General features: G+C 56.8%; 27 protein-coding genes. 13 read left to right on the top strand and 14 right to left on the bottom strand.

The annotated features are described in order from the left end of the window. Positions 1 to 11: 11 nt before the first annotated feature. Entirely contained in the window at positions 12 to 815 is an 804-nt protein-coding gene (mlaF, locus tag NYE85_RS07030; RefSeq protein WP_259003980.1) for a phospholipid ABC transporter ATP-binding protein MlaF, read from the bottom strand. A 330-nt stretch (positions 816 to 1,145) separates the two neighbouring features. Between mlaF and NYE85_RS07025 the strand changes: the two genes are divergently transcribed. The 11 genes from NYE85_RS07025 to npr all read left to right on the top strand — a co-directional run bounded on the left by NYE85_RS07025 (position 1,146) and on the right by npr (position 9,435). Further along, positions 1,146 to 2,132: a calcium/sodium antiporter gene (locus NYE85_RS07025; protein ID WP_259003978.1), complete on the top strand. Its 987-nt coding sequence runs from the start codon at positions 1,146 to 1,148 to the stop codon at positions 2,130 to 2,132. A gap of 110 nt (positions 2,133 to 2,242) precedes the next feature. Beyond that, positions 2,243 to 3,229, top strand: coding sequence for an arabinose-5-phosphate isomerase KdsD (gene kdsD, locus NYE85_RS07020; protein WP_259003977.1), 987 nt, complete (start codon positions 2,243 to 2,245; stop codon positions 3,227 to 3,229). A 56-nt stretch (positions 3,230 to 3,285) separates the two neighbouring features. Next, positions 3,286 to 3,840 (top strand): 3-deoxy-manno-octulosonate-8-phosphatase KdsC, encoded by a 555-nt coding sequence (gene kdsC, locus NYE85_RS07015; RefSeq protein WP_259003976.1) that lies wholly within the window; start codon positions 3,286 to 3,288, stop codon positions 3,838 to 3,840. Next, positions 3,837 to 4,415, top strand: a complete 579-nt coding sequence (gene lptC, locus NYE85_RS07010; RefSeq protein ID WP_259003975.1) for an LPS export ABC transporter periplasmic protein LptC — start codon at positions 3,837 to 3,839, stop codon at positions 4,413 to 4,415. Before kdsC ends, lptC begins: the two co-directional genes overlap by 4 nt. Next, positions 4,384 to 4,926, top strand: coding sequence for a lipopolysaccharide ABC transporter substrate-binding protein LptA (gene lptA / locus NYE85_RS07005; protein ID WP_259003974.1), 543 nt, complete (start codon positions 4,384 to 4,386; stop codon positions 4,924 to 4,926). The genes lptC and lptA overlap by 32 nt, the downstream gene beginning before the upstream one ends. 6 nt (positions 4,927 to 4,932) lie before the next feature. Further along, positions 4,933 to 5,658 carry an LPS export ABC transporter ATP-binding protein gene (gene lptB, locus NYE85_RS07000; RefSeq protein ID WP_004958131.1) on the top strand — a complete coding sequence of 242 codons (726 nt, stop codon included), beginning with the start codon at positions 4,933 to 4,935 and terminating at the stop codon, positions 5,656 to 5,658. A 50-nt stretch (positions 5,659 to 5,708) separates the two neighbouring features. After that, entirely contained in the window at positions 5,709 to 7,142 is a 1,434-nt protein-coding gene (rpoN, locus tag NYE85_RS06995) for an RNA polymerase factor sigma-54 (RefSeq protein ID WP_259003972.1), read from the top strand. Between the two features lie 23 nt (positions 7,143 to 7,165). Further along, complete coding sequence (gene hpf / locus NYE85_RS06990) at positions 7,166 to 7,453, top strand: ribosome hibernation promoting factor (RefSeq protein ID WP_039991660.1); 288 nt, start codon at positions 7,166 to 7,168, stop codon at positions 7,451 to 7,453. Positions 7,454 to 7,720: 267 nt separating this feature from the next. After that, positions 7,721 to 8,182 carry a PTS IIA-like nitrogen regulatory protein PtsN gene (ptsN, locus tag NYE85_RS06985; protein ID WP_088499798.1) on the top strand — a complete coding sequence of 154 codons (462 nt, stop codon included), beginning with the start codon at positions 7,721 to 7,723 and terminating at the stop codon, positions 8,180 to 8,182. A 129-nt stretch (positions 8,183 to 8,311) separates the two neighbouring features. Next, on the top strand, positions 8,312 to 9,166 hold the full coding sequence (gene rapZ / locus NYE85_RS06980; RefSeq protein WP_004958122.1) for an RNase adapter RapZ: 855 nt from the start codon (positions 8,312 to 8,314) through the stop codon (positions 9,164 to 9,166). Beyond that, complete coding sequence (gene npr / locus NYE85_RS06975) at positions 9,163 to 9,435, top strand: PTS phosphocarrier protein NPr (protein WP_259003969.1); 273 nt, start codon at positions 9,163 to 9,165, stop codon at positions 9,433 to 9,435. Before rapZ ends, npr begins: the two co-directional genes overlap by 4 nt. A gap of 51 nt (positions 9,436 to 9,486) precedes the next feature. Here the strand turns inward: npr and NYE85_RS06970 are convergent, their stop codons facing one another. From NYE85_RS06970 to NYE85_RS06925, 10 genes are all read right to left on the bottom strand, one after another. Continuing rightward, positions 9,487 to 11,403, bottom strand: a complete 1,917-nt coding sequence (locus NYE85_RS06970) for a transcription antiterminator (RefSeq protein WP_259003967.1) — start codon at positions 11,401 to 11,403, stop codon at positions 9,487 to 9,489. 48 nt (positions 11,404 to 11,451) lie between these two features. Beyond that, a complete protein-coding gene (locus tag NYE85_RS06965) occupies positions 11,452 to 12,666 on the bottom strand; it encodes a lactonase family protein (RefSeq protein ID WP_259003966.1) in 1,215 nt (404 codons plus the stop codon). A 70-nt stretch (positions 12,667 to 12,736) separates the two neighbouring features. Then, positions 12,737 to 13,477, bottom strand: a complete 741-nt coding sequence (locus tag NYE85_RS06960) for a 2-dehydro-3-deoxy-phosphogluconate aldolase (protein ID WP_259003965.1) — start codon at positions 13,475 to 13,477, stop codon at positions 12,737 to 12,739. Next, positions 13,474 to 14,589 carry a DgaE family pyridoxal phosphate-dependent ammonia lyase gene (locus tag NYE85_RS06955; protein ID WP_259003964.1) on the bottom strand — a complete coding sequence of 372 codons (1,116 nt, stop codon included), beginning with the start codon at positions 14,587 to 14,589 and terminating at the stop codon, positions 13,474 to 13,476. Before NYE85_RS06955 ends, NYE85_RS06960 begins: the two co-directional genes overlap by 4 nt. Continuing rightward, positions 14,573 to 15,712 (bottom strand): amidohydrolase/deacetylase family metallohydrolase, encoded by a 1,140-nt coding sequence (locus NYE85_RS06950; RefSeq protein ID WP_259003962.1) that lies wholly within the window; start codon positions 15,710 to 15,712, stop codon positions 14,573 to 14,575. The genes NYE85_RS06955 and NYE85_RS06950 overlap by 17 nt, the downstream gene beginning before the upstream one ends. A gap of 47 nt (positions 15,713 to 15,759) precedes the next feature. Further along, complete coding sequence (locus NYE85_RS06945; RefSeq protein ID WP_004958108.1) at positions 15,760 to 16,410, bottom strand: DUF4310 family protein; 651 nt, start codon at positions 16,408 to 16,410, stop codon at positions 15,760 to 15,762. 12 nt (positions 16,411 to 16,422) lie between these two features. Next, entirely contained in the window at positions 16,423 to 17,199 is a 777-nt protein-coding gene (locus NYE85_RS06940) for a DUF4311 domain-containing protein (protein WP_004958107.1), read from the bottom strand. A gap of 13 nt (positions 17,200 to 17,212) precedes the next feature. Then, complete coding sequence (locus NYE85_RS06935) at positions 17,213 to 17,509, bottom strand: DUF4312 family protein (RefSeq protein WP_259003959.1); 297 nt, start codon at positions 17,507 to 17,509, stop codon at positions 17,213 to 17,215. Then, positions 17,509 to 17,874 (bottom strand): glycine-rich SFCGS family protein, encoded by a 366-nt coding sequence (locus NYE85_RS06930; protein ID WP_259003957.1) that lies wholly within the window; start codon positions 17,872 to 17,874, stop codon positions 17,509 to 17,511. Before NYE85_RS06930 ends, NYE85_RS06935 begins: the two co-directional genes overlap by 1 nt. 33 nt (positions 17,875 to 17,907) lie before the next feature. Then, the gene (locus NYE85_RS06925; protein WP_259003955.1) at positions 17,908 to 18,252 is read right to left on the bottom strand and encodes a glycine dehydrogenase; all 345 of its coding nucleotides are present in this window, start codon (positions 18,250 to 18,252) and stop codon (positions 17,908 to 17,910) included. A gap of 354 nt (positions 18,253 to 18,606) precedes the next feature. On the opposite strand from NYE85_RS06925, the gene rnk reads away from it, so the two are divergent. Further along, positions 18,607 to 19,017: a nucleoside diphosphate kinase regulator gene (gene rnk / locus NYE85_RS06920; protein WP_259003953.1), complete on the top strand. Its 411-nt coding sequence runs from the start codon at positions 18,607 to 18,609 to the stop codon at positions 19,015 to 19,017. A gap of 32 nt (positions 19,018 to 19,049) precedes the next feature. On the opposite strand, the gene NYE85_RS06915 is transcribed toward rnk, so the two are convergent. Further along, positions 19,050 to 19,838 carry a sulfite exporter TauE/SafE family protein gene (locus tag NYE85_RS06915; RefSeq protein ID WP_259003951.1) on the bottom strand — a complete coding sequence of 263 codons (789 nt, stop codon included), beginning with the start codon at positions 19,836 to 19,838 and terminating at the stop codon, positions 19,050 to 19,052. Positions 19,839 to 19,951: 113 nt separating this feature from the next. Between NYE85_RS06915 and NYE85_RS06910 the strand changes: the two genes are divergently transcribed. After that, entirely contained in the window at positions 19,952 to 20,737 is a 786-nt protein-coding gene (locus tag NYE85_RS06910) for a helix-turn-helix domain-containing protein (protein ID WP_259003949.1), read from the top strand. Between the two features lie 18 nt (positions 20,738 to 20,755). On the opposite strand, the gene cybC is transcribed toward NYE85_RS06910, so the two are convergent. Both cybC and pmbA read right to left on the bottom strand, forming a co-directional pair. Further along, the gene (gene cybC, locus NYE85_RS06905; RefSeq protein WP_259003948.1) at positions 20,756 to 21,142 is read right to left on the bottom strand and encodes a cytochrome b562; all 387 of its coding nucleotides are present in this window, start codon (positions 21,140 to 21,142) and stop codon (positions 20,756 to 20,758) included. Between the two features lie 139 nt (positions 21,143 to 21,281). Further along, positions 21,282 to 22,622, bottom strand: a complete 1,341-nt coding sequence (pmbA, locus tag NYE85_RS06900; protein ID WP_259003947.1) for a metalloprotease PmbA — start codon at positions 22,620 to 22,622, stop codon at positions 21,282 to 21,284. Positions 22,623 to 22,750 lie beyond the last annotated feature (128 nt).

Below are 22,750 nucleotides of genomic sequence, written 5' to 3'. Positions count from 1 at the left end.
TAGTTACTCCCTTATCCTAACAGTTCGGCACGGTAATCACCGGCCGGATAACGGAATGGCACCGGCCCATCGGCAATACCATCCAGGAACTGGCGCACCCGCGCATCGGGATTGTTCTGTAATTGCGGCGTGGTGCCTTCGGCAATCACGCGGTTTTCCGCCACAATGTAAGCATAATCGGCAATGCTCAGGACTTCCGGCACATCGTGCGACACCACAATGCAGGTAATACCCAGCGCATGGTTCAGTTCGTCGATCAGCTTTACCAGTACGCCCATGGTGATCGGGTCCTGACCGACGAACGGCTCATCGAACATGATCAGTTGCGGGTCGAGCGCAATGGCACGCGCCAGCGCCGCACGCCGCGCCATGCCGCCAGACAGTTCGTTGGGCATCAGCTCGGCTGCACCACGCAGGCCGACCGCCTCCAGCTTCATCAGTACGGTGGTGCGCAGGATCTCTTCCGGCAATGCGCTGTGCTCACGCAGCGGAAACGCCACGTTTTCAAACACCGTCAGGTCAGTGAACAACGCGCCGGACTGAAACAGCATGCTCATTTTCTTGCGAGATTCGTACAGCTGGTGACGTGACAGCGCGGGAATGTTATCACCGTCAAACCAGATCTCGCCGCGGTCCGGCGCCAGTTGGCCACCGATCAGGCGCAGTAGCGTGGTTTTACCGATGCCGGACGGCCCCATGATCGCCGTTACCTTGCCACGGGGAACCGTCAGGTTGATGTCTTCAAATATCAGCCGATCGCCACGTGAAAAACTCATGCCACGCACTTCGACCAGATTGTCTGCCTTCTGAAGCATGTTTGGATCCTTACATACCGCTCATTTGACGGATTCCTGCGTCCTGTTCGACGCATTGGGATACGAATTTACCCGTGATAATAATCGAATGGGCGCCACGCGGCCCATTTTTACAAAAACTTACCCGCATTTCGCTACCAATGGTGCCATTGGTTTTACTTTTCTGCTGCACACGGTCAAAATTAGACATAAAACGCAAAAAAATGAAACTGAACGAATTTTAGCCTGGGAAACGCGTCGCGGCTCTGCCGCAGACCACTATGGGCAAGCAAGATAGCTGAATTGCAGCATTTAACCAACGAACGGGATAATCACCCCCAAGGACTTTGCATGTTTCTCGCGATAGCGTTACTTATCGTTGGTTTATTTTTACTGGTGTATGGCGCTGATCGCCTGGTGTATGGCGCGGCGGTCATTTCCCGTTCGCTGGGCGTGCCGCCGCTGATTATCGGCATGACCATCGTCGGCATCGGCACCTCGCTGCCGGAACTTATCGTGTCGGTTACTGCCGCCCTGAACGGCCAGATCGACATGGCGGTCGGCAACGTACTGGGTTCCAACATTACCAATATCCTGCTGATACTGGGCGTTGCCGCGCTGATCCATCCGCTGGCAGCACGTTCGGAAGTGCTGCGGCGCGAACTGCCGCTGATGTTGGCGGTCACAGTATTGTGCGGCTTTGTGTTGATGGACAGCCATCTGAGCCGACTGGACGGGGTCATTCTGCTGGCCGCTGCCGCCGGATTTATCATGCTGATGCTGAAAATCGCCCGGCTGGCACAGCACGAAGGCAACGACAGCCTGACGGTGGAGCAAATCGCCGAATTGCCGCAGGACAGCAGCAACACCGTAGCGATGCTGTGGCTGCTGCTGGCGTTTATCATCTTGCCGCTCTCCTCGCGGATGATTGTCGATAACGCAACGGTGATCGCCCACTATTTCGGCCTGAGCGAACTGGTGGTCGGCTTGACCATCATCGCGGTCGGCACCAGCTTGCCCGAGCTTGCCACCTCCATCGCCGGCGCCCTGAAAGGCGAAGACGATATGGCGATAGGCAATATTATCGGCTCGAATATTTTCAACTCGGTGATTGTGCTAGGCGTCCCGGCGCTGCTGTCACCGGGCAGCATCAACCCGGCAGCCTACCAACGCGACTATTGGGTAATGCTGGCGGTCAGCGTGGTGCTCAGCGCACTGTGCATCGGCCGTAAACATCGCATCGGCCATCTGGCGGGCGCTCTGTTATTATGTGGCTTTATTGCGTATCTTGCGGTGCTGTTTTTCAACCCTTTCAGCGCAGTTGGCGGTGGCCAATAGCGGCGAGGAAACGGAGGGCGGCGAGTGCAGACCGCACAAGCGGCGAACGATAAAAACCGCCAATGCCCCTGCCATCGTAACGGATGCAGGTCTAACCGACGGGAACAAGCATGTCGAACATTGAGTTGCAATCCGGCTTCGATTTTCAGCAAGCCGGTAAAGAAGTGCTTCAGATCGAACGCGACGGGCTGGCCCAGCTCGATCGCTACATTAACGACGATTTTACCCGCGCCTGCGAAGCGATCGCCGCCTGCGGCGGTAAAGTGGTGGTGATGGGCATGGGCAAATCCGGCCACATCGGCTGCAAGATTGCCGCCACCTTTGCCAGCACCGGTACACCATCGTTTTTCGTGCATCCTGCCGAAGCCAGCCATGGCGATCTCGGCATGGTCACGGCACAAGACATCGTACTGGCGATTTCCAACTCCGGCGAGTCCAACGAGATTCAGGCGCTGATCCCGGTACTGAAGCGCCAACGCATCCCATTGATCTGCATGACCAACAACCCCGACAGTTCCATGGGCAAGGCCGCTGACATCCATCTGTGTATCAAAGTGCCGCAGGAAGCCTGTCCGCTCGGCCTGGCACCAACCACCAGCACCACCGCAACGCTGGTGATGGGCGACGCGCTGGCAGTCGCGCTGTTGAAGGCCCGCGGTTTTACCCCGGAAGATTTTGCGCTGTCGCATCCTGGCGGCGCGCTGGGCCGCCGCCTGTTACTGCGCGTCACTGATATCATGCACAGCGGCGACGAAATCCCACACGTCAGCGCCGACGCGTCACTGCGCGACGCACTGTTGGAAATCACCCGCAAGAATCTTGGCATGACGGTGGTCTGCAACGATCTGATGAAAATTGCCGGTATCTTTACCGACGGCGACCTGCGCCGGGTGTTTGATATGGGCATCGATCTGAACCATGCCAGGATCGCCGACGTCATGACGCTCGGTGGCGTACGGGTGCGCCCGAACACCCTGGCGGTAGATGCGCTCAACCTGATGCAACAGCGCCATATCACCGCGCTGCTGGTTGCCGATGGCGACCAGTTGCTGGGTGTGGTACATATGCATGACATGCTGCGCGCCGGCGTGGTATGAGTTTCAGGCTGCCGCTGCGCTCAGCCTGTTTTAGAAAGAAGTCCTGAGGATATTGAATGAGTACGGTTGAAACCTGCTACGGGCCGGTAACGGAACAAGTGATGGCACGGGCCGGGAAAATCCGCCTGCTGATTTGCGATGTCGACGGCGTGCTGTCGGATGGCCTGATCTACATGGGCAACAACGGCGAGGAGCTGAAGGCCTTCAACGTGCGCGACGGCTACGGCATCCGCTGCCTGAAAACCTCGGATATCGAGGTAGGCATTATCACCGGGCGTTGCGCCAAGTTGTTGGAGGACCGGGCAAAAACGCTGGGAATTAACTATCTGTATCAAGGGCAGTCCGATAAGCTTTTGGCCTTCCGTGAACTGTTGGATACACTGTCGCTGTCACCGGATCAGGTGGCCTACATCGGCGACGATCTGATCGACTGGCCGGTGATGGCCCAGGTTGGTCTGGCGGTGGCGGTGGCGGATGCCCACCCTCTGCTGACCCCGCGTGCCCATTATGTCACCCGCATTGCCGGTGGCCGCGGCGCAGTACGTGAACTGTGCGACATCATTCTTTTGGCTCAGAACAAGCTGGAGGACGCCAAAGGGCTGTCGATATGAGCAAAACCAAATTCTGGATCACCATCATACTGACGGTGATCGTACTGGCCCTGATTGGCTGGAACATGGCGGATTTCGACGACGATAGCACGGCCGAGCCGATTAATACCCAGGCCCCGACCTATCAGAGCCAGCATACGGTCACTATCGTCTACAACCCGGCCGGTAAATTAAGTTATAAACTGGTGGCAGAGGACGTGAAGTATTACACCACCGACGAGCTGAGCTGGTTTACCCAGCCGGTGATGACGCTGTTTGATGAAAACGCCGTTGCCACCTGGTCGGTACGCGCCGACCGCGCCAAACTGACCAAAGACCGCATGCTGTATCTGTATGGCCACGTTGAGGTGAACAGCCTGACTACCACCTCGCAACTGGAAAAGATTAAAACGGACAATGCTCAGGTAAATCTGGTGACTCAGGACGTGTCCTCCGACGATGAAGTGACGCTCTTTGGCACCAACTTCACCTCTAACGGCATGAAAATGCGTGGGAACCTGCGGGCCAAAACCGCTGAGCTGATTGATAAGGTTAAGACCAACTATGAAATTCAGAACCAAAAAACAACTCCGTAATCTATTGATTGCCAGCACCGTTTTGGCCGTCAGCGCCCCGGCACTGGCGCTGAAATCCGACTCCGATCAACCGGTGAGCATTGACTCGCTGAAGCAGGCTCTGGACATGCAGAGCAACGTCAGCACCTTCACTGACAATGTGGTGATCAAACAGGGCACCATTGAAATCAAAGCCGACAAGGTAGTGGTGACTCGTCCGGGCGGCGATCAGAACAAGACCTATATCGAAGCGTTCGGCAATCCGGTTACCTTCTATCAGATGCAAGACAACGGTAAACCGGTGAAAGGCCATGCGCAGAAAGTCCGTTACGACGTGGCGCCACAGCTGGTTACCCTGACCGGCAACGCCTATCTGGAACAGCTCGACAGCAATGTCAAAGGCGATCGCATCACCTATCTGGTGCAACAGCAGCAGATGCAGGCGTTCAGCGCTAAAGGCAACCGCGTGAAGACGGTGCTGGTACCGTCGCAGTTGCAGGACAAAAACGGGCAGCAGAAAAAGAGCAACTAATTACTTATGGCAACACTCATCGCAGAAAATCTGGCGAAAGCCTACAAGGGCCGAAAAGTCGTTGAAGACGTCAGCCTGAAAGTGAACTCCGGCGAAATCGTCGGCCTGTTAGGGCCAAACGGTGCCGGTAAAACCACCACGTTCTATATGGTGGTCGGTATTGTACAGCGTGACGCTGGCCGCATCGTCATTGACGACGAAGACATCAGCATTCTGCCGCTGCATGCCCGCGCGCGCCGCGGTATCGGCTATCTGCCGCAGGAGGCGTCGATTTTCCGCCGTCTGAGCGTGTATGACAACCTGATGGCGGTGCTGGAGATTCGCGAGGACCTGACCAGCGAACAACGCGCCGACCGTGCCAACGAACTGATGGAAGAATTCCATATTTCTCATCTGCGCGACAACCTTGGCCAGGCACTGTCCGGTGGTGAACGCCGCCGCGTCGAAATTGCCCGCGCGCTGGCCGCCAACCCGAAATTCATCCTGCTGGATGAGCCGTTTGCCGGGGTTGATCCGATTTCCGTTATCGACATCAAGAAAATCATCGAGCACCTGCGTGACAGCGGTCTCGGCGTGCTGATCACCGACCATAACGTACGCGAAACGCTGGACGTGTGTGAACGCGCCTATATCGTTAGCCAGGGTAAATTGATCGCCCACGGCACACCGGACGCCATTTTGGCCGACGAGCAGGTGAAACGCGTTTATCTGGGCGAAGAATTCCGCCTGTGATTGCCAGCTGATCCTGACGGACGGCGGTTAACGGAAGTAGAAAAAAGACTATGAAGCAAGGTTTGCAACTCAGGTTCAGTCAACAACTGGCCATGACCCCCCAGCTACAGCAGGCCATTCGCTTGCTGCAGCTGTCCACGCTTGAACTCCAGCAGGAGATCCAACTGGCGTTAGAGAGCAACCCGCTGCTTGAACAAACCGACCTGCACGACGAGATCGACGCGAAGGAAACCACCGAGACCGAAGGCCTGGACACCCGTGAAGCGTTAGAACAGAAGGACATGCCGGAAGAACTACCGCTGGACGCCACCTGGGATGAGATCTACACCGCTGGTACACCGTCCGGTACCGGTACCGACTACAGCGACGACGAACTGCCGGTCTATCAGGGCGAAACCACCCAAACGCTGCAGGATTACCTGATGTGGCAGGTGGATCTGACGCCATTTTCAGATACCGACGCCGCCATCGCTACCTCGATCGTCGATGCGGTTGACGATACCGGTTATCTCACCGTCCCGCTGGAAGACATTCTGGAAAGCATAGGCGACGAGAATGTCTCAATGGACGAAGTGGAGGCCGTGCTGAAACGCGTTCAGCGCTTCGATCCGATCGGCGTGGCGGCCCGTGACCTGCGCGACTGCCTGCTGATTCAGCTTTCCCAGTACGCCAAGGACACCCCTTACCTCAACGAAGCGCGGCAGATCATCAGCGACCATCTGGATTTGCTGGCCAATCACGACTTTCGCAGCCTGATGCGAACAACGCGCGCAAAAGAAGATACACTGAAAGAAGCGATGCTGCTGATTCAGTCACTCGACCCACGCCCGGGACAGTCGATCAACACCGGTGAATCGGAGTACGTCATTCCGGACGTGCTGGTGCGCAAGGTGCAGGGCAAGTGGACGGTGGAACTTAACGCCGACAGCATCCCGCGTCTGAAGATCAACCAGCAATATGCCGCACTGGGCAACAGCTCGCGCAGCGAAGCCGATGGCCAGTTTATCCGCAGTAACCTGCAGGAAGCGAAGTGGCTGATCAAGAGCCTGGAAAGCCGTAACGATACGCTGCTGAAAGTCACACGGTGCATCGTCGAGCAGCAGGAAGCGTTCTTTGAACAAGGTGAAGAATTTATGAAACCCATGGTGCTGGCGGATATCGCACAGGCCGTGGATATGCATGAATCGACGATCTCACGCGTGACCACGCAGAAGTTCCTGCACAGCCCGCGCGGCATTTTCGAGTTGAAATATTTCTTCTCAAGCCATGTGAACACCGACAGCGGTGGCGAAGCCTCCTCGACGGCCATCCGGGCACTGGTGAAGAAATTGATCGCGGCGGAAAACCCCGCCAAACCGCTGAGCGACAGCAAACTGGCCACCCTGCTTTCCGATCAGGGGATCATGGTGGCACGGCGCACCGTCGCCAAGTACCGAGAGTCTTTGTCCATCCCGCCGTCGAACCAGCGCAAACAGTTGGTTTGACCTCAATAGAGAAGGAAGACATTATGCAGCTCAACATTACCGGACACCACATCGTCATCACCGATCCATTGCGTGAGTTTGTGAACGCCAAATTTGCCAAGCTCGAACAGTATTTCGATCGGATCAATCAGGTGTATGTCGTTTTAAGTGTGGAAAAAGTGCAGCAGATCGCAGAAGCGACGCTGCACGTGAATGGAGGCGAGTTGCACGCCACCTCGGAAAAAGAAGATATGTATGCTGCAATTGACTGCCTGATTGATAAACTGGCGCGGCAATTGAACAAACATAAAGACAAACTGAAGCAACACTGACACTCTGGGCCACTTTCCACCAGAGGCGCTGCTTAACGCAGCCTCGGCTATCGGCGCGTTACCTGCATGGGTAACGCGCCGAACGGTAATCAGGGTTAAAACAGGCGAAAGCCATCTTTTCAGGCGTCATTGGCGCAGGCAGTTTGCGTCACGGCCAGCAAGCAGGATCCGCAGCGCACACGCGAGTACGCGAAGGGTTCGGGCTCTGCCCGGGGGCAAAATGGCCGGTAAAATAGTCTGATAAACATGGCTTTAAGTGAAGATGAGATGAACAACGAAACAATGCAATTAAGCTCGGTACTGAGTATCGAGTGCACCAGAAGCTCGGTACACTGCAACAGCAAGAAACGCGCTCTGGAAATTATCAGCGAGCTGGCAGCAAAACAACTTAACCTGCCACCGCAGGTGGTGTTTGACGCGGTTCTCACCCGTGAGCGCATGGGCAGTACCGGTATCGGCAACGGCATTGCCATACCCCATGGAAAACTGGAAGAGGACACCCTGCGGGCCGTTGGCGTGTTTATCCGTCTCGACCAACCGATCGCCTTCGACGCCATCGACAACCAGCCGGTCGATCTGCTGTTCGCCTTGCTGGTACCGGCCGATCAGTGCAAAACGCATTTGCACACCCTGTCTCTGGTCGCCAAGCGTCTGGCGGATAAAACCGTCTGCCGCCGCCTGCGTGCCGCACAGAGTGATGAAGAACTTTACCAAATCATTACCGAATAACCTTTTAGCCGGGGTGACATCCGGCGTTGATAGCGATACTGTCTATTTGTCATGGAACCCGGTTTGCATCGGGCTCATATTTTCAACGGCGGTGATAAATACCGCCGAGATGCCAGGGGGAGTTGCCACATGGTGCTGATGATTGTCAGCGGCCGTTCCGGTTCAGGGAAATCTGTCGCCTTGCGGGCGCTGGAAGATATGGGGTTTTACTGCGTTGATAACCTGCCCGTGGTGCTGCTGCCGCAGCTTGCCCAGACGCTGGCCGAACGCAACAGCTCCGCGGCGGTAAGCATCGACGTGCGTAACATGCCGGAATCGCCGGAAGTGTTTGAGTATGCCATGACCCAGCTGCCGGACAGCTTTTCGCCACAGCTGTTGTTTCTCGACGCCGACCGCAATACCCTGATTCGCCGCTACAGTGACACCCGCCGTCTGCATCCGCTTTCCAGCAAGAACCTGTCGTTGGAAAGCGCCATCGATGAAGAAAGCGATTTACTGGAGCCATTGCGCTCACGCGCCGACCTGATCATCGACACCTCCGAAATGTCCGTGCACGAACTGGCGGAAATGCTGCGCACCCGCCTGTTGGGCAAGCGTGAGCGTGAATTGACGATGGTATTCGAATCATTCGGCTTCAAGCATGGTATCCCGATCGATGCCGACTACGTGTTTGACGTGCGTTTCCTGCCAAACCCGCACTGGGATCCGAAGCTGCGCCCCATGACCGGCCTGGATAAACCGGTGGCGTCGTTCCTCGATCGCCATACCGAGGTACACAACTTCATCTACCAAACCCGCAGTTATCTCGAACAGTGGCTGCCAATGCTGGAAACCAACAACCGCAGCTACCTGACGGTGGCGATTGGCTGTACCGGCGGCAAACACCGTTCGGTCTACGTGGCGGAACAGCTGGCCGACTACTTCCGTTCGCGCGGCAAGAACGTGCAGTCGCGCCACCGTACCCTGGAAAAACGCAAGCAATGACGGTCAGACAAACGGTTGAAATCAAAAACAAGCTGGGCATGCACGCTCGCCCGGCGATGAAGCTGTTTGAGCTGGTACAAAGTTTTGACGCCGAGGTGCTGCTGCGTAACGACAGCGGCACCGAAGCCGAAGCCAGCAGCGTCATTGCCTTGCTGATGCTGGATTCCGCTCAGGGCCGGCAGATTGAAGTGGAAGCTAGTGGCCCGGAAGAGCAGCAAGCGCTGGCAGCGGTGATCGAGCTGTTCAACTCCGGTTTTGATGAGGACTGAACCGTGGGTAACACGGCAGAGGGCTGAACGCTCAATGCCACGTTCGGCGGTTTAAATGCGGCTCAGACAGTCGAGCGCCACCGCTTTGAAACTGTCAAAGTCGTTGCTACCCAGCAGCCGACTCATCGAACGTTCGCGCACAAAGGTGACAAACAGGTCATAAATCGCCATCGCTTCTTCGTAATCGCTTTTACTGATCGCCAGCAGAAATATCACCTGTGCCACTTCCCCATCGCCCCAGGCAATGCCCCGTGGCGCCAGCAGCGTCACCACCACGGTTTTTTTCGCCAGCAGGCCCAGCGAATGCGGTAGCGCAATACCTTCCCCCAGCAGGGTGGAAACGATCGCTTCACGTTCGACCACCGACGGGTAGAAATCCCCGCCGACATAGCCTTCCTGCTCCAGCTGCGCGCACACTTTGCGGAACAGTTGCTGCTGGGTCAGCGGCTCATTGACGATCATGAAATGGCTGGCGTCGAAGAACTTTTCCAGCATGTACGGTTTGGTACGGTCCACCAGTACCAGCTTGCCCAGCTGTTCGAGCTGATATTCGGTCGGGAATGGCGACATCACCACCACCGGCTTGTTCTTTTCGCTGATGCGTGCGTTGGAAATGACAAAATCCTCATCAATATGCGCCAGCACTTCATAATCACGCAGCGAGACAATGCGCGTCATCACCAATTGCGGATACTTGCGCGCGATCTGCGCCTGGATCATGCGCACCGTCGAATTACCGGTGTCGCACACCAGCATCACCTGCGGATGGCGCTCATAGCCGATGTTGTAATGGCGCTCCAGCCCAACGCCAATGTGCAGCACCAGATAGCCAATCTCATTTTCGCTCAGCGTGTAGGGCGTATATTTTCCCCAGCTGGCTACCGCCGCCAGCGTCACGTCGTAGGCCATCGGATAGTGCTGCTTGATGTTGGCCAATAGCGGATTGGGGATGTTGATCTGGTATTTCACCCGGGTAATCATGGTCTTGATATGAGTGAGCAGATCGGCACGCAGCTGCTTGTCGCCTTGCAGATTGTAGTTATAGTGCGCGTTGATGTAGGACAGGATGTAGTCCACCAGCGCCTCTTCGTCATCGGCGTTGATCTCGCTGGGGCGCACGTCCTGTACCCGCCGCGCCGCGATATTCACCCGCAGGTAGGCTTCTTCCGCGGCCGAGACCTCTTTACCGGCCGCCTTGCCCAATTCACCCGCCAGCCAGGTCGACGCCTTGCGCACCGCTTCGTCGCCATCTTCAACGTCAAACTCCGGCAGCGGATAGCCGTCGCCGATACGGCGCAGCGCCACCGCACAATAGAAGATAAGATATTGTTCGCCTTCGTCGGTCAGACGTATGGCGTACTGCGACAGCAGTGGGTGCAGCAAACCGGCAAAGGTTGCCACCTGCGGTTGCAGCAGGATCTCGTTATTCAGCAATGGATTCTCGGCATCCGCCAGATGCAATTGGAACAGCAAATCGGTCAGGCAGGCGCGGATAGCCATCTCGGAGCCGAACAGCTTCATGCCGTAACGCGGTTTGGTTTCGATGGTCAACTGGTAATGCGCCAGCCGTTCCCTCACCTCAGCCATGTCGTTTTGCAGCGTGCCCCGGCTGACAAACCATTCATCGGCTAAATCCTCCAACTTCAGAGAGAAGGCTGAGGTCAAAAAACGAATCAAAAGATAGTGCACGCGCTCCTGGGCGGTGCGTGGCGTGGCGTGCTTGCGGCGCTCCTGCCGCTGTAACCCGCTAAACAGCGCCGCGTCGTCCACCTGTAGCCGATAACCGGCTCCGCGGCTATGCACAAAGCGCGCGCCGTATTTTTCCAGAATGTCATTCAGCGCCGTAATGTCTGCCCGCACCGTGCGGGTGGAAACCGCAAAGCGCTTCGCCAGTTCATCCTGCGGCAGCGTTTCCGTCTGCAATGCGTCAAACAGATAAGCCAAACGGGGATAGGGAAATCTCACCATAGTCATTCCAATGTCAGGTCGCCCACCTGCTGCCAGGCGGGCCACGGGTTACTTCGTTGCCGGTGCAAATACCATTTGCGAAGGGCTGCCTACCGGGGTGTAGCCGTTCACGAAACTGAGCCTGCCATTCTGTGGATCGACGCGAAAACGCGTAATGTTATCGCTGCGCTGGTTGAGCGCGTACAGATAACGCCCACTCGGACTGAGCGTGACGGTGCGTGGATAATCACCCCGTGTCCAGGTATCGCCCACCAGCGTCATGCTGCCACCGTTGCCGATGCTGAACTGCGCGATGCTGTTATGCAGCCGGTTGGCGACGTACAGGTTTTTACCGTCCTGACTGAGCGCCAGGCCGGCAGCGAAGCTGGTACCCTTGTAATCCGCAGGCAGGGTAGAAGCCACGCGCAGCTGGGTTAGCGTGCCTTTTTGGCGATCAAAACGGTAGCTGGTCAGCGTAGAGGCCTCTTCGTTCACCAGCAGCAAGGTTTTGCCGTCCGGGTGGAATACAAAGTGGCGCGGGCCAGCCCCAGGCGACGAGGCCGCGATCCACGGTGGATCGTTTGGCGTCAGTTCGCCACGGGTATCGTCAAAACGCCACTGGTAGATACGATCCAGACCCAGATCGGTTGAGAAGACGAACTTACCGCTCGGATCGCTGGCGATCATATGCGCATGCGGGCCATTGTGATCGCTGATGGCAAAGCTGCCCTCCACCGCCGCGACCGGCTTGCTCGCCCCCGCTGGGCCTTGCTGCTGGCGCACCGAGCTGGCTTCCTTCAACTGGCCTTCGCTGTCCAGCGGGAACGCCGCCACGCTGCCGCTGATATAATTCGCCACCAGCAAATGGCGCCCGTCCGGTGTCAGCGAAAGAAATACCGGCCCGGCGCCCTGCGAATCCACCTGATTCAGTGGTGTCAGGCTACCGTCGCGCTCGTTGATGCGCAGCGCGCTTATCGCACCATGCTTACCACCGTTGAAGTCTGCCACCTCGCTGGCCACGTACAGGGTGCGGCCGGCCGCATCGACGGCCAACTGGGCCGGATTCGGCAAGGTGCTGACCAGGGTTTTACCGCTCAGCGCGCCGCTGGTCGGATCGACCTGCACCCGGTAAACCCCTTCGCCGTTGGGATTGTAAGAGCCGATATAGGCAAAATGGGACATCGTGGACTTCATTGCTTCCTCAGCATGCAGCGCCGGGCAGAACATCGCCAACAGCGCCAGAGATACCGCTAATCGTGTGGTATTACCTTGCCAGTTTCGCATATTTATTCCTTATATTGGTAAAGAACAACACATTACGAAGCCACGATGAATTACCCCGACGCGCCGGCGTTTAGCCCAGCAGTTTTTTGGTCATCGCCAGCAGCGTTTTAACATCCTGCGGGCGCGTATTGCCGCTGGCAGAATCAATGATCGAACTGTAGACATGTGGGATCACCTGCTTCACCCCCGCTTCCAGCGCGATTGCCAGGATCTGCTCAAAATTGTCCAGATCGATGCCACCGGTCGGTTCCAACAGGAAGTCATGTTCGGCGCACGCTTTGGCAACGTACTGATACTCGTCCTTGCACTTCAGTCCACCCATGGGGAAGTACTTGATCGAACTGCCTCCCATGTCTTTCAACAGCGCAATCGCCGTCTCAACCGGCACAATACCGTCCGGCGCAGCGGCGCTCAGCGGCCCGGTGGAAATCTTCACCCAGCCAACCCGCCCGGTCGGCGATACCAGGCCATTGACCACCGTATCCTTTTGCCCCAGTAGCGCACGGCTGGCGCCGACGCCGGTGAATACCTGATTGACGTGCTGTGGCTGCACCTGTTGTGAAATCAGGCTGACCATCGCCGACTGGTTCGGATCGCCTGCCCCCAGTCCCACCGACAGCGCGTTGTCAATCAGGCGCGCGTAGCGCTGCATATCGGCTACCGCACTGGCGACGTCAGGGTAATTCTTGGACAGCACGCCAACCAGCACGTGCCCTTCTGCCGCCGCGTAAATCTCCTGTGCGTTGTCCTTTGAACCCGCCAGTACGTTCAGACATACGCGGTCACGGTAATAGTTCGGCTTCAGCTTCATGCTTGTTGCTCCAATAATTTTTTAATGCAGTTAAAAACGGTCGTCAGCTGCTGTTGATCCACACTGCGCACATCCACTTCGATCTTGCCTTCGTTGGCCTTGTAACCACGGAAGTAAATGGCGATGTCACCGGTTTTCAGCGCTTGCACAATGTCGAGGGTCGACATGCCGATCGCCGCTTCGTCAAAAGCGATTTCCGTGCGCGCAATGTCGCGGCCAGCGCTGTCCCAGACGGTTTTGGCGCTTACCCCGTTCAAGGTATTCAGACTATTGATAAAGGGCGTCATGCGCTCCACCATTTGCGCGCCGCTGGTCTTTTCCTGCGTCAGGTAGCTTTCAATTGCCTGCGTCAGACCCAGAATGCCCTCCTTGCCGACCTTCATCGCACGACCGATGCCGCCGGACTGCAATTTCACCCACTCGACCAGCTGTTCTTTGCCGATCACCAGACCACTGGTCGGCCCTTCAATCGCCTTCGCTCCGCTGTAAATCACCAAATCGGCCCCCATCTGGTAATAACACAGCAGGTCTTCTTCGGCAGCCGCATCCACGATCAGCGGCAGCTGATGCTTGCGCGCCACCGCCGCCGCCTGTTCGACCGACAGAATGCTCTTCTGCACGCAGTGGTGCGACTTGATATAGAGAATGGCCGCCGTTTGCCGGGTAATGCAGGCCTCGAGTTGTTCGGCGGAACATTCGTTGGCGTAGCCGGCTTCCACTACTTTACCGCCGCCGAGCGCCACCATGGTGTCGACCGGCGCGCCGAAGTTGACGTTATGCCCGCGCGGCAGCACGATCTCGCGTGGTTCGTTTACCGGCGCGGCGTGCAGGTTAACCAGCAGGTTGGCATTGTCTTTGACAATGATGGCCGCCACCGACTGCGCAATGCCGGCGGAGGCACAGGAAACCACTACCGCCGCCTCGACGTTCAGCAGATCGGCGATATAGGCACCGGTTTTATTCACCAGATCCTTGATGTCGAAATAGTGGTCAAGACCATAACCTACCGCGTCGATAACCTCCTGACGAGGGGTGGAAACGCCAAGCGCCGTCATACGGCCGGACGTATTGATTACCTGTTTTAACTGGTATTTTTCATAGATCGAAGACATGAGCGGCTTTCCCTTCATCGGTTAATAGGACTTCCCCGGCCACCACCGCAGCCAGCGGCACCAGCAATTGTTCACCCTTGGCGGATTGCCCTTCGGCGTCGGCAAATACCTGCGGCGCCTGGCGAAGATCGAAAATGGTCAAATCGGCGTCAAAGCCCGGTTGCAGCTGCCCTTTACCGGTCAGTTGCAAGGCCGATGCGGCATTGACGGTTACGCAGTCAATCACCTGCGGCAACGACAGGCCGACGGTGAAGAATTTGGACATTACCGTCGCCAGGCTGTGTACCGGCCCGGACAGGCGGTTGCGACAGTAGATATCGGAACTGATGGTATGCGGCAGAATGCCGAGAGCGATCGCCTGCCGCGCAACCTCAAAGCTGAAGCTGGCGGTACCGTGGCCAACGTCAAGCAATACGCCGCGCTTCAACGCCCGTTGAATTGACTCGCGCAACGTACCGGCCGGAGTCAGAATGCGGTTGGGCTTGCCGTTATAACAATGGGTGATAATATCGCCACGCGTCAGCACATCGGCGATTTCATCCAGATCCGGCGGGTTGTTGCCGATATGTACCATCAACGGCAGCTGATTGTTTTCCTGCTGGATCTCCTTGGCACGTATCAGCGGTTTGATGCCATTCTGGCCAACGACGCTGCTGCTCATGCGCGCCTTGATGCCGATAATGAATCCGCGATGCCGCTCAATGGCCCGCTGCACGCCCTGCTTGTCGATATCCGCCATCTCGGCCAGCTCGTTCTGGCGCAACAGGCCAATGCGCGAAATATTCAGGAAGGCGAACACGTTGGTTTTGGCACTGCGCGTCAGGGCATAGAAACTGTCGACGTCGTCAGTACCGGTACTGCCAGCATCTACTACCGTGGTAACGCCGCAACAGGTGCCGACGCTGTCTGGTTCATCGTGATAAATCGGCGAAGACGGGTAACAGTGGACGTGGGCGTCGATCCAACCGGCGCTGAGGCGATATCTGCCGCCCAGATCGAGTTGGCGCTTCCCCTGAGCCTGCGGCGCCAGTTGCCCAACCACCACAATCTTGCCGTCCTGAACCGCCACGTCAACCAACCGATCGTCGGCCAGCCGCGCGTGGCGGATGATTAAGTCATACATGCTTTACTCCTTACCGCGGGGCGACACCGTTCGCCCCACGGCCTCGTTCAGATGGCAACCGGGAAAATGGCCCCCAGGATCATTGCGCCAAGGATGGCGCCGCCGGTAATAGGCTTACCCCAGATATAAAACAGCAGCGCACCGAGCAACGAACCGATGCCGATCGGAATCGACGCGGTCATGGCGGACAAAATGATCAATGGCCCAAGGAAACGCCCGGAGGAGTTGCCCGCGCCCATCATGACGTCTGCGCCATAGGTCGAGTTACTCTGGTTGATGGTGAACTTGCGCGCCAGGATGATCAGGTATCCGATCGCCAGCCCAATCACCAGACCGGTGACCAGCGACGCGGCAAAGTTGGCTACCGGGAACACGATGCCCGCGCCGAGCAGCAGCGCCGGCACGCCCAGCCCAACACCGGTCTGGATCGCCCCGCCGATATCCAGGATGCCAACCAGCGAGCCTTCGATAATGCGGGCAAACAGGAAGCTGGCGCCGAACGCCGCCACCGCGCCATACACGCCGGTATCCATGCCGGCACGCAGCATCGAGACGAAAGCCACTTCGTTGAACGCGCCAATGCCGTACAGGTAGTACATATGGGTCCCGGCAAACACGCCCGAGGACAGCAGGCCGACAAAAATCGGGAACGACCAGTCGGCGTACCAGAAGCCTTGTTGTTGAGTTTGTTGTTCCATCGTCACGCCGCCTTATTTACCGCTCAGGGTGTTGTGAATGGCATCCAGCCAGCCCGGTATGCCAAGGCTGAAGGACTCGAGGAGTTTCATGTCGAAGCCGCGGAAGAAGCCGCTCAGCACGAACAACAGCACGATCACCGCCATCATTATTTTGGTGACCTTGTTCCAGCCGCTCTCTTCAACCCCTTTGCCGATCAGAATACCCAGCACCAGCCCCGGAACGGCGTTGCCCATAATCAACTGTGCCAGGCCACCAAAAATGGTGCCCCAGAAGCCGGAACGCTTGCCGGCATCAATCGCCGCCAGCCAGAAGATCACCGGCATCACGGTATTCACCAGCAGGTTGGCAGCCGGCACCAGCACCTTGATGGCCGTAACCTGCAGCGCCGCCGGAACGGCCGAGGCGGTGGAGTTAAGAAAGGCCACCACCAGCATGCCGATGATGCCGCAGGCGATGGCCATTTTTTTCGGATCGTGCAGCGTTTGCGCCACATTGCGGTTCTTGATCATCAGCGCGGCCGCCCCCCAGTTGGGGATGATGCGGTGGTCAACGTCCTGCGTGAAGGCACCGGCCGCCACGGAAGACGCCCAGGCATTGAAGAAAAAGCCCAGGCCAAATGAGAAGTGTGATGCCGGATCGCCTTCGCAGGAATTCAGCTCGCCCAAGGTGCGGAATGCACCCATACCCTGTGTTGTCGGAGCATGGAACATGCGGGCGGCGCCGGCACCGACGCCAACCCCCACCAGCCCGCCGATAATAATCGACTTAAATAAAATTATTAGGAACATGAGTCTGCCCTTATTATTTCGAGGTGAAAACAACCTTTTCTGTGTTGATAACTGTCACATTTATGGTTACTTCCAGAGAAACGGCATAACTTTTTCTTTCACGCGGTAGAAAGAAGAACAGGAATTTCTCTCGAGTTGTTTTTTCTTCCGCGCTTAATACGCTGACGTCCTGCGGTTCGATGCGCAGCAGAATATTATTGGTGGACTTTAATACCGCACCCTGTACATTCGCCAGGGCGGAAGCAAAGGCTTTTGCTTTGCTGTCACCCTTGCCCGTAACAATTACCGAGGTGGTATACTGTTCCTTCATTATGCTACGCCGTGTTTCTTGATATAGGCTTCAACCAGTTTCTGCCCCAGTTCTTCTTTATCCATAAAACCGAATCCCAGCACGTTACAGCCTTCATTAATTGCCGTCACGCCTTCCTCAATCGAACGCATGCCATATTTGGCCTTGTAGCCATATTTGGTTTGCGCGGTAATGGCACCGGCGCCACCGCTGCCGCAGAACGAGATACCCAGCTGTGCGTTTTCTGCTTTCATTACGTCGCCCAGCTTCATGTCGGCTGCCACTCCGGGAATGACAATGGCTTTTCCACCCGCACTTTCAATGCCCTGGCCAACTTTTTGCCCTTTGCCCAGACGGTCGCCGATCACAACGGTAATTTGACCCATGGTTTATTCTCCTGATTGAAATCAATAAAACGCTTATTGGTTATTATCTTTTGCCACTTCAAAGTGTACCGAAAGTAAATAGGATTCTTCGATCGGCAAATTATTAAACTGGCTTACCACTCGCTGCGCCAACTGCATTGAATGTGGCGAGATCTCATCGAACAGTGATTTGTCCACTTCAGGCAGAGGTTCGCCAGTAATTGAACGCAGCACCATTGCACGAATATGCGACTCCAGCATTTGTTGTTGCACCGCGTTGGTATAAATACTCTCTGAATTTAGCATGGTGGTAATATCTGACAATACCCTTTCGGTAATGGTTTCTGCCTGGGTAATATCAACCTGTGTGGTTTTTAGCGATGCCGCTCCTTCATTCACTTTCAGTCACTCCCGAATCGCTCACTTTATCTGTTATCTTTACCCTACTCTCTGTTCCATTGGGTGTGTAGCGCGTTTTTTTCCAGTTCAAAGTGGAAATTGGGTGATTATCTGGGATCCATTTCGCATATTGCCGCTTTTGCAAATAAGTTAATTGGAATACAAAAAGATAACATGATGAACGCTTGCCTCGGTGGCGTTTATGTCGAAGAAAAGTTCGTGATCGGGATCTCTTTCTTTTCCTGCGCTAACCCCCTACTATCGGAAGAACAAACCGACATTTCCAACACCCCCGCTCCCCACGGCGCGGGGGTGTTGCTTTGTGTTGTTTATTTGAGGCTATTGGAGAGTGGAATGACCAAACCAACCATTACTATTAATGAGCTGGATGCGGAACGACTGGATGCGTTGCTGGAAAAGCCGGCCTATGCCAATACCGATGTCGCTGCAGCATTGAATGCTGAACTGGATCGGGCCGAGATCCTGCCGCCAGCCCAGATCCCGGCCCATGTTGTTACCATGAACAGCCGAGTGCGTTTCCGCGATTTGCATACCAACGAAGAGCACGTGCGTACGCTGGTTTACCCGGCTGAATTGCAAAACAGCAGTGAGCAACTGTCGGTGATGGCGCCGCTGGGTGCCGCCTTGCTCGGCATGCACGTCGGCAAACAGATTGACTGGGCGCTGCCGAGCGGGGAGCAGGCGCAAATAGAAGTGCTGGAAATACTGTATCAGCCAGAAGCGGCGGGCGTGTACCACCGCTGATCGGCGCGGGCGGCAACGCGCCGCCCCTTATGTCACCAGGCAATGGCCACCAGCACCAGTATCAGCAACAGCACGTAGATCCGCGCGTGCAGCGTATCGTCAATCCGCGGCAACGCACGTTTGGCAAAGGCGATCCCCACCGTACCGGCCAGCGCCAACAGCGCCAGAATAACCAGGTTTACATAGCCCAAATAGGCCGCTCCGGCGATTTTTCCCTGCCCCAGCCAACCGTATGTGGCCGTCCCCATCACCGCCACTGCGATCGACAGCGGATTGGCTGCACTGACACAATATTTCATTTCGTAGCCATGACGCCGCAACAGCGGTACCGTCATCACGCTGCCCCCCACACCAAGCATCGCCGCCACGCAGCCGATCAGCGCCCCACCGAACCTGTGCGTGCGAGACGACAGCGCACGCCGCGCCGGGCGCTGTAAAAACCCCTGGTGGAACAAGCAGTCAGCGATGGTGACTACCATATAGGCGATAAACAGCAGGCGAATGACGCGGTCGGTCATCAAGGTAGCCGCCAATGCCCCTGCCAGCGCGCCGATCGCAATAAAAAAAATCAGCGGAACAACCGTTTCCCGCAGTATGCTGCCGCTGCGCCAATGCCCGTAAGTGGCGTAGCCGGCGTTGAGGATCATCACCGTCGTCGAGGTAGCCACCGCGATATGCATTGCCTGACCGGGGTGCTCACCGGAGGCGGAAATCAGCTGGTAGACAAACGGCACTACCACAAAACCGCCGCCGAACCCAAACAGGATGGTGGTAATACCGGTCAGAAAACCGGCAGAAAGGATAATTATCAGTTCCGTCATGCTGCATTGCCTCCGCACATCAAAAGGCAATAGGGTAATCATCTTGGCCACTGGCTTGCATACGATGTAAAGCCAACTATCATGGTGATTCGGCCAATATGAATCGCAGGACCATGCGCAACATAGCTATCGATGAAGTGGATCATCTCCCACGGCCGGTGGTTGCCATCGGCAGAGACTATCCGCCGGGTTATCTCCTCCCCATGCACAGCCATCGCCGCGCCCAGTTGTTGTATGGCGCAACCGGCATCATGCATGTCCATACCCGCAGTGGGAACTGGATCGTGCCACCGCAGCGTGCGGTCTGGCTGCCGCCGCACATGCCTCATCAGGTAAAAATGCAGGGCGTCACCACCCGCAGCCTGTATATCGAGCCAGAGGCCTTGCCGCTGACAGCGCGTAGTGCGGGTTGTCAGGTGGTCAGCGTTTCTCCGCTGCTGCGTCAGTTGCTGATCGAGGCGGTGGAAATGCCGCTCGACTATGCGCTACAAGGGCGCGACGCCTGCCTGGTCTCCCTGTTACTGCACGAAATAGCCCGTCTGTCGTCGTTGCCACTGCATATCCCCTTGCCCACCGACAGTCGACTGAACGCGCTGTGCCAATCGTTCCTGCAACAGCCGAATATTCATCTGTCACCGCAACACTGGGCACAGCAGCTGTATATGAGCATCCGCACGTTCAGCCGCTTCTTTCAGTCACAAACCGGTCTGGCTTTTTCGCAATGGCGCCAGCGTGCCTGCGTGGTGCTGGCGTTGTCCCGCCTGGCGGCCGGGGAGGGTGTAACGCAAATTGCCTGGGAGTTGGGGTATGAGAACAGCGCAGCGTTTTCCGCCATGTTTCGTCGGGTGCTGGGGCAAACGCCGTCCAGTTTCCTGAGCGGCGCCAGCCCGCGTCGATAGCGGGCCGCGCGCGCGCAATTAGCGGTATTTTTGGTGGTAGCTATCGCGGGTGGTTTTGAAATCCTGCGCCAAGCTCTGCGCCTGGGCCAGTTTGCCCTGGTTAGCCGCCGCCAGCGCACCATCAATCTGGCCGATCAGCGTATCCAGACCGTGACGGAAGTCTTTCATTTCCGCACTGTCCGGCGCTTTATTCTCCAGCTTTGGCGGCGTGGCCTTTTGCGCATCCTGCGCGGCAGCGCGCATATTTTGCAGGCTTTGTTTAAATGTGGCGATGGAATCGGTTTTTAACGCAGTTTTGTAGTTACCAGAAATGATATCCATATCTTCGTCGAGATCGGCAGCCATCGCCAGCGAACTGGCCCCCAGCAGCGTCAACGCCACCAGCGCCTTCAGTGTTGTCTTCATGCTCACCTTCCAGTTATTGTTTTAGTTACCGTTAATTAACATAATCGGCGCACCGCAACATCGACAGAAAATATTTGTAAGCAACGATATAAAGCCGACCCCCTGCAAAACTGGCCGGCTCCCGCCGGCCGTCACGCGGTTATTCGCCGGCGATTTTCATTTCTGGCAGCAGCACCGAACCACACTGAATATTGCTGCGGGTTTCAATGTCGCTGCCCACGCTGACGATATTGCGCAACATGTCCTTCAGGTTGCCGGCAATGGTAATCTCGCTGACCGGATATTGAATTTCTCCGTTTTCCACCCAGAAGCCGGAGGCACCACGCGAGTAATCGCCGGTCACGCCGCTAACGCCCTGACCCATCAGTTCCGTCACTACCAGTCCGGTGCCCAGCTGTTTCAGCATCGCGGTAAAGTCATTGCCTTGACCGGCAATACGCCAGTTATGAATCCCCCCCGCATGGCCGGTACTGTGCATGCCCAGCTTGCGCGCCGCATAGCTGGTCAGTAGCCAGGTCTGCAACACCCCGTCCTTGACGATATCGCGCCGCTGGGTGCGTACGCCTTCGCTGTCAAACGGCGTCGAGGCCAGCCCTTTCAGCAAATGAGGGTGCTCTTCGATGGTCAGCCAGGCCGGCAGGATCTGTTTGCCAAGCGAATCCAGCAGGAAGGTGGATTTGCGATAGACGCTGCTGCCGCTAATGGCCCCCACCAGGTGGCCAAACAGACCTGTTGCCACTTCGGCGGCGAACAACACCGGCGCCTTCATGGTCGACAATTTGCGCGGCGCCAGGCGCGACAGCGTGCGGCGGGCGCATTCCGCCCCCACCCACTCGGGGCTTTGCAAATCGCCCATTGCCCGTCCGATGGTATAGGCATAATCGCGTTCCATATCGCCCTGATGCTCGGCAATCACGCAGCTGGACAGCGAATGGCGGCTGGAACAGTAACTTTGCAGCATGCCGTGACTGTTGCCGAATACTTTAATGCCATAGTGGCTGTTGAAGCTGCCGCCTTCGGTATTGGTGATGCGCTTGTCCGCCGCCAGCGACGCCTGTTCGGCACGGGCGGCCAGTTCAATACCACGCTCGGCGTCCAGCTCGGCCGGGTGAAACAGATCCAGATCCGGCGCATCGAACGCCAGCAACTGCCGTTCCGCCGGGCCGGCGTACGGATCCGGCGAGGTGTAGCGCGCAATGTCCAGCGCCGCCTGCACGGTACGCGCAATGGCGTCCGGGCTGAGATCGGTTGACGATGCACTGCCCTTGCGTTGCTGATGATAAACGGTGATGCCCAGTGCGCCGTCGCTGTTGAATTCGACGTTTTCTACCTCGCCAAAGCGAGTGCTGACACTGATGCCGGTGGTTTTGGTGACGGCAACTTCTGCCGCATCGGAACCGGCGCCCGCCAGTTCCAGAGCCTGTGAAACAGCCCGTTCCAGCGTCTTGCGCTGTTCTGCAACTTGAGTGACTACTTTCATCAATCTGCCATAATTAAAAAATCGTTGAGAAAAGTGCCGTGGCGGCGTGGTTGCGCGAATGGCACGCAAAATCGAATGAATAATGCCCTTGAGTCTAACAGGAACCGCGTGGAATTTCGCATAAAGGC

The sequence above is a fragment of the Serratia sp. AKBS12 genome, from assembly GCF_024793895.1.
Taxonomy (GTDB): domain Bacteria; phylum Pseudomonadota; class Gammaproteobacteria; order Enterobacterales; family Enterobacteriaceae; genus Serratia_F.
This window is presented reverse-complemented; position numbering and strand designations above follow the sequence as displayed.